Source organism: Nocardia sp. NPDC002869, assembly GCF_046764065.1.
GTDB lineage: Bacteria > Actinomycetota > Actinomycetes > Mycobacteriales > Mycobacteriaceae > Nocardia > Nocardia rhamnosiphila.
Genome location: NZ_JBKOOL010000224.1, coordinates 1 through 7,402, shown reverse-complemented (window position 1 = coordinate 7,402; position 7,402 = coordinate 1). Strand labels below are relative to the sequence as shown.

Below are 7,402 nucleotides of genomic sequence, written 5' to 3'. Positions count from 1 at the left end.
CTGTCAAGAACGGCACGTGGGGTCCAGATCCGCGCAAAGTCACGCTAAGCGGTTTGGCTATCAATCCAGGCTTCGTGGCGAGCGCTACCGCAGACAAATTCCGGAGTCACCAGTAGGCCTGGGAATCCCGAAGCTGACCCCGGGGCAAAGTAACGTGCGGGTAAGTGTTTTCGGCTCTACCGTTGCCGATCGTGCGTCAGGAGTGGTCGCCCGAGGATCTGATCGGGGCGTGGACGCTGGTCGAGAAGGACTGGCGGTTGGTGGGCAACAAGACGGGTGGGACCCGGCTGGGTTTCAGCCTGTTGCTGAAGTTCTTCGAGCTGGAGGGCCGGTTCCCGCGCGGCCCGGAGGATCTTCCGGCGGTTGCGGTGGTTTACGTCGCCGGGCAGGTGAAGGTCGATGCGACAGAGTTCGCGAAGTATCCCTGGCATGGGCGTTCGGCGAAGTATCACCGTGCGCAGGTCCGCGAGGAGTTCGGGTTCCGTGAGTTCACCCGCGTCGACGAGGAGCGGCTGACCGAGTGGCTTGCGGCTGAGATGTGCCCGGTGGACTTCCGTGAGGAGAAGCTGCACGAGGCACTACTGGTGCGGTGCCGTGCTGAGCGTATCGAGCCGCCTGGGCGGGCCGAGTATCGGCGGATGCTGCCCCCGCTGCTGGCGGCGTTGGACTTTCGGTGCGACAACACCGCCTATCGGCCGGTGATGCAGGCTCTGGAACTGCTGCAACGCTACGCCAAGGTCGGTCGACGGCAAGGTCCGCTTCTACGCCGAAACGGACACGGTGCCGCTGGACAACGTGGTCCCCAAGGCGTGGCGGGAGGCCGTGGTCGACGAACGCGGCCAGCGTCGAACGCATCCCGTACGAGCTGTGCGTGCTGGTGGCATTGCGGGATGCCCTGCGGCGCAGGGAGAGCTATGTCGACGGTACTCAGCGGTGGCGCAATCCGGAGGACGATCTGCCCGGTGACTTCGACGCCACCCGCGAGGTCCACCACGCGGAGATCCGCAAGCCGCTGGACCCGACGGAATTCATCGCCGGTCTCAAGCAGCGTATGACCGACGCGCTGACGCGTCTGGATACCGCGCCGGCGGCGGTGGGTCGATGAGTGGGGTGTCGTGGCCTTCCCCCCGTCAAGAGGCGGATCGGGTGAGCAAAGACTTTGGTAGGAATCTGATGGCCGGGGTGGTCGAGGCCTTGAGCCGCCATCTCGGGAAAGTGAGCGATACCATCACCAATCCCTGGTACAGGGGCAAGAACATTCGCCCGCTCGAGCAGGGGATCGCCGAGACGGTCGATAGGGAGCAGCTCATCCGGGAGAGGTTTTGGCGGCTTTCTTCGAAAGGCAACAGGTGGCTTTGGCGGAGATGAAACCGATGCTGCCCTCGGCCGGGGAGCTGCGGATTCGGCCCGGGTCGACCCCGCAGTATCTGAGGGACACCGATCTTCGCCAGGTGCGTGCCCGGCAGATGCGACAGCTCGACGATATCGATCAGAACGATGGCGGCCGGGAACGCAAGCACGGTACCGAACCGGTGAAGATGGACCCGGCCTCGCTGCGCACGCAGCCAACAGCAGACCTGGGTGCCTTGTTATCGGAGGCGGGGAAGACCGAGGGCGGTGCGCGGTTGGTGGTCGGCGGCGGTCACGCTTTCCGACCCGCGGAACCGGGTGAGGTGTTCCTCAACGGCGAGCCGGACTCCAGGCCGGATATCGTGGCGGATTTCCGTGACATGTCGGCGCTGCCCGACACGGTCTACTTCGACAGAATGCCGTTGTTCTACCGCCTGCGCGATGGCGGCGCCGCCGAGCTCCATCGAGTTCTGAAACCCGACGGCAGGCTGCTCATCCCTACCGGAGCAGTGGAGATCCTGCCCGCCCTGGAGCGATCGATGAACGTGGACGCTCTGTAGAAGGCGGGGTTCACCGACATCGAGATCAGAGTGGCCGAAGACAGCAGGGCCAGCCCGCACTGTCCTGGAGTGAGCTCAGCGCCAACAAAGCAGAATCCCCGCGTCCAGGCTCCACCGCGTCCATCGCCACTACCTGAACCGACCATCGGGTAGCGGTAGGAATTGCCTGCCAGGGGTTCCGGTAGTACTCAGGGTGGGAACCGAATACGGGGTGTCGTTAACGATCGTGTCATCCGGTACATGAAGCCCTGTCCGGCCAGGTGCCACCGCCGGTATTCGCCGCCAGCGCCGGTCCGGGCAGTGGGGTCACCGTTGACCGCGATATCACTGTTCTGGTTCGGCCCGCTACCTCACACACCGGGCGAAACATCAGGAGGGGCACCGTCTCTACCTGCGTAGAACGCTTGTCTGCGGCGGGCGACACGTACGTCCACCACGGGGAACAAGTGAGTCGCGCTGCCACGGGAGGATAATTCATCGGCGGCGTCTCGCGTCGAGCTGCCACGTGGTAAACGTTCGAAGGAGCCATGGAAAAATCGTCACGCGAATGGCTCGAACACCTCGCAGCAGATGCCGTGAAGGCCGCGCGCCAGGCAGCGGGCAAGCTCTCCGGAGACATGGAGGCAGCCAGAGGCCACATCGATGACGCCGTTGCCAAGGTCACCGAGGCCGAGGTGCGATCCGTCGCCGAGATGCGAGACGCGGTCGGGCAAGAGATCCTTGACAGTCCCATGTTCTCCAGAACCCCGCTCGCCGGCCCAAGATACTACCTCCGGAAAATAGTCGGCGAGGACCTCGACTTCGTCATTCAAGACATGAGGCGTGATGGAGTCAACCTGAGGGACGCCGCCGCAATGAACCGCTGGCTGGAGCAGAACTATACGCCGAGGGACGCCAACGCAATGGACCGCTGGCTGGAGGAGAAAAATAGGCCGCGCGGAGAGGTCACCGAGACCGACGCGCGATCCGCCGGCAAGGAGCGAGACGTCCCGACCCCGCAATCCCAACCGACAGGAGACCGCCCGCAGGTCATACAGGCCCCTTTCAGGGACGAAACCGCACCCACGGTCACGAAAACCGAAGGCCCAACCGGGCAAGAGATCCTCGATAGTCCCATGTTCTCCGGAAAACCGCTCGCCGGCGCAAGATACTACCTCCGGAAAATAGTCGGGGAGGACCTCGACTTCGTCATTCAAGACATGAGGCGTGATGGAGTCAACCTGAGGGACGCCGCCGCAATGGACCGCTGGCTGGAGGAGAAATATAGGCCGCGCGGATAGGGCGCTGGGATCGGGTGTGGAATACGGGCGGCACGGCCCCGGCGATCATGCAAGTTTCTTACCCCTACTACGGAAATCTGATATCGGCCGACCCATGGCTTGGCCCGACACACGATCGACTACGCCCCGCCTGCTCCGCGAGCAGGAAAACGAGGGTAGAGGAGCATCCACCGAAAATACGCCGGCAGATGGTGACCTACTCTTTGCCGGCGGATTTCTGGCGGACGAGCCTCTAACCCCGTTACCTTTTTCGTGGGCCCGGAACCGGGCCCACGGTCGCCAGGCCCGGTATGACTTCTTGCCCCTGTCTTTTCCATGATCCGGGGGGGGGTGGTGTCGCCGGGTCCTGGTGGCGTCGACGGACCGCTGATGGGGACAGGGCCGCTGGTAGGTCTCTTCGTAACGTGGGTGCCGGGCGTTGACGCTGGATCGGCGACCGTCCGGTGAGCGTTTCGATGCGATGAGGGCCGAGCAAGGTGACACAACCCTATGCCGTGTTCTGCGGCGTTGACGTGGTAAAAGGCGAACATCACGCGGTCGGGCTCGACCCGGCCGGGAAACGGTTGTTCGACAAGGCACTGCCCAACTTCGACAAGGCACTGCCCAACGACGAATCCCGGCTGCGGGCAGTGTTCGACAAACTCGCCACCCACGGCCGGCTGCTGATCGTGGTCGATCAACCCAACACGATCGGCGCCCTGCCGGTCACCGTCGCGCGCGCCTGCGGACACGATGTCGCCTACCTGCCCGGATTGTCGATGCGCCGCATCGCCGACCTCTACCCAGGCCAGGCCAAGACCGATGCCCGCGATGCCCACATCATCGCTGATGCCGCCCGCACCATGCCGCACACGCTGCGCCGCGTCGACGTCGGCGATGAAACACTCACCGAACTCGCTGTCCTGGCCGGGTTCGACGACGACTTGGCCGGTGAGGCTACCCGCACCAGCAACCGCATTCGTGGTCTGCTCACCGGCGTCCATCCCGCTCTCGAACGAGTCCTCGGCCCGAGAATCGCGCACCCGGCGGTGCTGGAGATCCGAGGTCCTGACCTCGATGCCCGGCATCGGAGTCAGGACCGGCACCCGCATCCTGCTCGAAGTCGGTGATGCCACGGCGTTCGCCTCGGCCGGGCACCTCGCCTCCTACGCCGGCATCGCCCCGATCACTCACCGTTCCGGCAGTTCCATCCGCGGTGAACATCCCGCCCGATCCGGCAACCACAAACTCAAACGGGCGTTGTTCCTGTCCGCGTTCGCCGCCCTGCACGACCCGGCCAGCCGCGCCTACTACGACCGCAAACGCGCCGAGGGCAAGAAACACAACGCCGCCCTCATCTGCCTCGCCCGACGACGCTGCGACGTCCTCTACGCCATGCTCCACAGCAAACAGCCCTACCGGGCACCGGCAGCCTCAGCGGCTTGACGAACACCATAGACCTCCGATTCTGCTTACTTGTCAAGCGGCAGCTGGTTCCGGTGGCGCGGCGGGCCGGCTGAATGCTTTGGCGGGGTCGAAGGTTTCACCGGTCTGCAGGCAGTGGTAGAGCTGGCCGAGCATCTTGTTGAACGGGTGCCGGACCGCGGGTGCGTGGCGGTCGCCGTGGTCGCGCCGACGCCGGTAGTGCTGTTGGCCCGCCCGGGCAGCACGACCAGCGTCGTTCCCCAGACCCAGCCGACCGCAGCCAAGCGGTCGTTCTTGATTCGTCGGTGGGTGATGGAGATTGCCTTGTCGGACGCCCTGGTAACAGGCGCGGACCCGGCATATGCCTTCAATGCCCGGGCATCAGCGAAACGGGCCCGGTCGTCACCGATTTCGGCGAGCATTCGGGATCCGGTGAGGTCCGCAAGCCCCGGGAAGCTCGTGATGATGGCGTAGTCCGGGTGCCGGCGGAACTCGGCGGCGGTCGCTTGTTCCAGTTCGGCGGCGCCGGTGCAGGCAGCGTCGAGCATGGCCAATAGTGCCAGGGCGTGGCGGCCCATCGCCTGTTCGACCGGCGCCGGTTGCCGCAACTGCGTGGTTCGCAGTCCCTCGACGATCTCGGCCGCGAGCTGGTCAACACCACGTTGGCGGCCGGCTCGCCGCAATGCGGCGCCGACTCGTGTCTTGGTCAGCTTCGCTCCGAGAGCCGGCGTCGGTGCGATGGCGAGGACCGCACGGGCTTCGGCTTTGGCCAGGTTCGTGGCGGACTTGGCCGCGAAGGTAGCCAGAAACGCCGGATAGTATTCGCGCAGCAGCGACCGCAGCTCGTTGCCGGCCTTTGTGCGTCGCCAGACCGCGTCCTGCTGGGCGCGTGCGAGGACTGCGACGGCCCGGGCGAGGTCACTGTCCTCGGGCAGTTTCCGGTGCAGGTGGGCGTCGACGCGCAGGATGTTTGCCAAGGTCATGGCATCGGCGTGGTCGGATTTTGCCCGTGCGACGCTGTGGCGTTCGCGGTAGCGTGCCACGGCCATCGGGTTGATCGCGAATACGGGCCGTCCGGCGGCCCGCAGGGCAGCGACCATAAGACCGCGCGGGGTCTCGATCGCCACTGGGATCGGGTCCTCCGCGGTATCACCGGCCTCGCCCAGCATCTGCGTCAGTTCGGCGAACCCTGTCGGGTCATCACTGATCCGCTTCTTGGACACGAGTTTGCCCTCGTGATCGACGATCGCGATGTCGTGGTGTCCTTCGGCCCAGTCCACCCCGCAGTAACGGTGCATCTATCCTCCATCCGATCTGTTTCCGCTGGTCTCGAACCCAAGCGAGAACGCGCAGCGCCCTACTTACGAGCCTCCGTGGGCTGGCCTCCGATGAGCTGTTCGCGATCCCAGCTCACCCGCACGGCGCCGGTCTGTGTCAGAGCTCGAAGGGCTCTCGAATTACAGGGGCGTCCGGATCGTGCAGGCGGGCTCGAACCACGTTCTATCCCAGTCGAATACAACGGCCGGGCAAGGACGACACGCCGTGCCGATGCCCTGCCCGGCCGATCCCGCCGCCGCCTCGCCCGCGGTCTTGCATCAGGGCTCCCGGCCCACGAGATGTGCAGGGGTCCAGACGGCAGCGCCTCGCTACCCGAGCGTGCACTGTCTGTACAGAGGGCTCATAGCCCCGGTTTCGATCCAGGCATCGAACGGGCGGCAGTCCGACGAGGTACCCACGGCCTATGGCGAGGGGTCTACAGCCCCAGGGACACCCAGGGGTTCACCGCGCCGGACCCGAACGAATCGCAGTGACCACGGTCTGAGCACTGAGGCCCCAGACGAGGCCGGTTCCCAAGGACTGTGGCTCCGGATGCGTTCACGGATAAGTAGGGACACCCCCCAACGCCACCCGCCAGAGGTCCGTAACCGCCCAGGCCTGCTGTCAAGCAATCATTCGTTTGCGAGACACGGTGACGCCTGGATTGTCCTCCCAGGTCGGAGACGTCTTACATGCCGTGTCCGCTTAAACGTCTCGCTGTCGGGGGTACGCGATACGCTCCCGCCAGTGAGAATCGGCTACGGACGGGTGTCCACCCGCGATCAACATCCCGAAGCGCAGCACGACGCGCTCACCGCAGGTTCGGGATTCCTGGGCCCAGTACGGAACGGACCAGCGTTAACGACGCGAAGTCCGCGGGTTCAGGTCGAAAACGATTCGAACCTGACGGTTCGGAGTTCGACCTGGATGGCGAAGCCCAATCGATTGCTGTCGCGGCGGCGTTCAGCGATCAGCTCGTGGTCCTGGTCGTCGAGATGGAAGAACCGCTCCAGCTCGACCCGGGACAACACTCCGAACTGGCCGTACCCCGGTGTCGCACCCTCATCCTGCACAGCCGCTCATGAAACCATCAGCGCGGCAACAATGCTCATTAAACTCCCGAAACGGTGCTCAGACCACCTGGTCTGGCTTAGCGTGACTTTTCACGCCACTGGACCCCCCATGCCAGAACGCGGCCGACGAGACCAAGGGGCGGGGGTCGCTGGAGGAAAGAGTGCACGGAGCAGGCGCGGAAGACGAGTCCCCGAAAGCGGCGTTGCGGTCGGCCGATCCACGGCGGCAATTCGATGCGCTGATCGCGCTGACCAAAGCCGGTGGGTCCGGCGCGGTTCCGGATATCCTGCCGGTGTTCGGGGCGCGTGACGACGAGGTGCGGGCCGCGGCGGTCCGAGCGGTCGGATACCTGGGCGGCGACCGGCCCGCTGCGGACGGGCCGCCCCCGTGTCGATGCTTGCCGATGCCGACGACATC

The 7,402-nt window shown here is 65.2% G+C and carries 5 protein-coding genes and 4 pseudogenes; 7 read left to right on the top strand and 2 right to left on the bottom strand.

The features are described from left to right. Nucleotides 1–164: 164 nt before the first annotated feature. From ACLML9_RS26630 to ACLML9_RS26605, 6 genes and pseudogenes are all read left to right on the top strand, one after another. Nucleotides 165–614 (top strand): annotated as a pseudogene (locus ACLML9_RS26630) (DUF4158 domain-containing protein); the annotation flags it as partial. Between the two features lie 257 nt (nt 615–871). Beyond that, entirely contained in the window at nt 872–1,105 is a 234-nt protein-coding gene (locus ACLML9_RS26625) for a hypothetical protein (protein WP_411948089.1), read from the top strand. A gap of 41 nt (nt 1,106–1,146) precedes the next feature. Beyond that, a complete protein-coding gene (locus tag ACLML9_RS26620) occupies nt 1,147–1,368 on the top strand; it encodes a hypothetical protein (RefSeq protein ID WP_411948088.1) in 222 nt (73 codons plus the stop codon). Next, nucleotides 1,350–1,910, top strand: coding sequence for a hypothetical protein (locus ACLML9_RS26615; protein WP_411948087.1), 561 nt, complete (start codon nt 1,350–1,352; stop codon nt 1,908–1,910). The genes ACLML9_RS26620 and ACLML9_RS26615 overlap by 19 nt, the downstream gene beginning before the upstream one ends. Before the next feature lie 527 nt (nt 1,911–2,437). Further along, on the top strand, nt 2,438–3,190 hold the full coding sequence (locus ACLML9_RS26610) for a hypothetical protein (RefSeq protein ID WP_411948086.1): 753 nt from the start codon (nt 2,438–2,440) through the stop codon (nt 3,188–3,190). A gap of 476 nt (nt 3,191–3,666) precedes the next feature. After that, nucleotides 3,667–4,615 (top strand): annotated as a pseudogene (locus ACLML9_RS26605) (IS110 family transposase). Nucleotides 4,616–4,648: 33 nt separating this feature from the next. Here ACLML9_RS26605 and ACLML9_RS26600 read toward each other — a convergent pair. Both ACLML9_RS26600 and ACLML9_RS26595 read right to left on the bottom strand, forming a co-directional pair. After that, nucleotides 4,649–5,892, bottom strand: a pseudogene (locus ACLML9_RS26600) (IS110 family transposase). Nucleotides 5,893–6,810: 918 nt separating this feature from the next. Further along, nucleotides 6,811–6,984 (bottom strand): annotated as a pseudogene (locus ACLML9_RS26595) (DUF4158 domain-containing protein); the annotation flags it as partial. A gap of 161 nt (nt 6,985–7,145) precedes the next feature. Here ACLML9_RS26595 and ACLML9_RS26590 point away from each other — a divergent pair. Beyond that, on the top strand, nt 7,146–7,402 hold a 257-nt coding region (locus ACLML9_RS26590; RefSeq protein ID WP_411948085.1), incomplete at its 3' end, for a HEAT repeat domain-containing protein.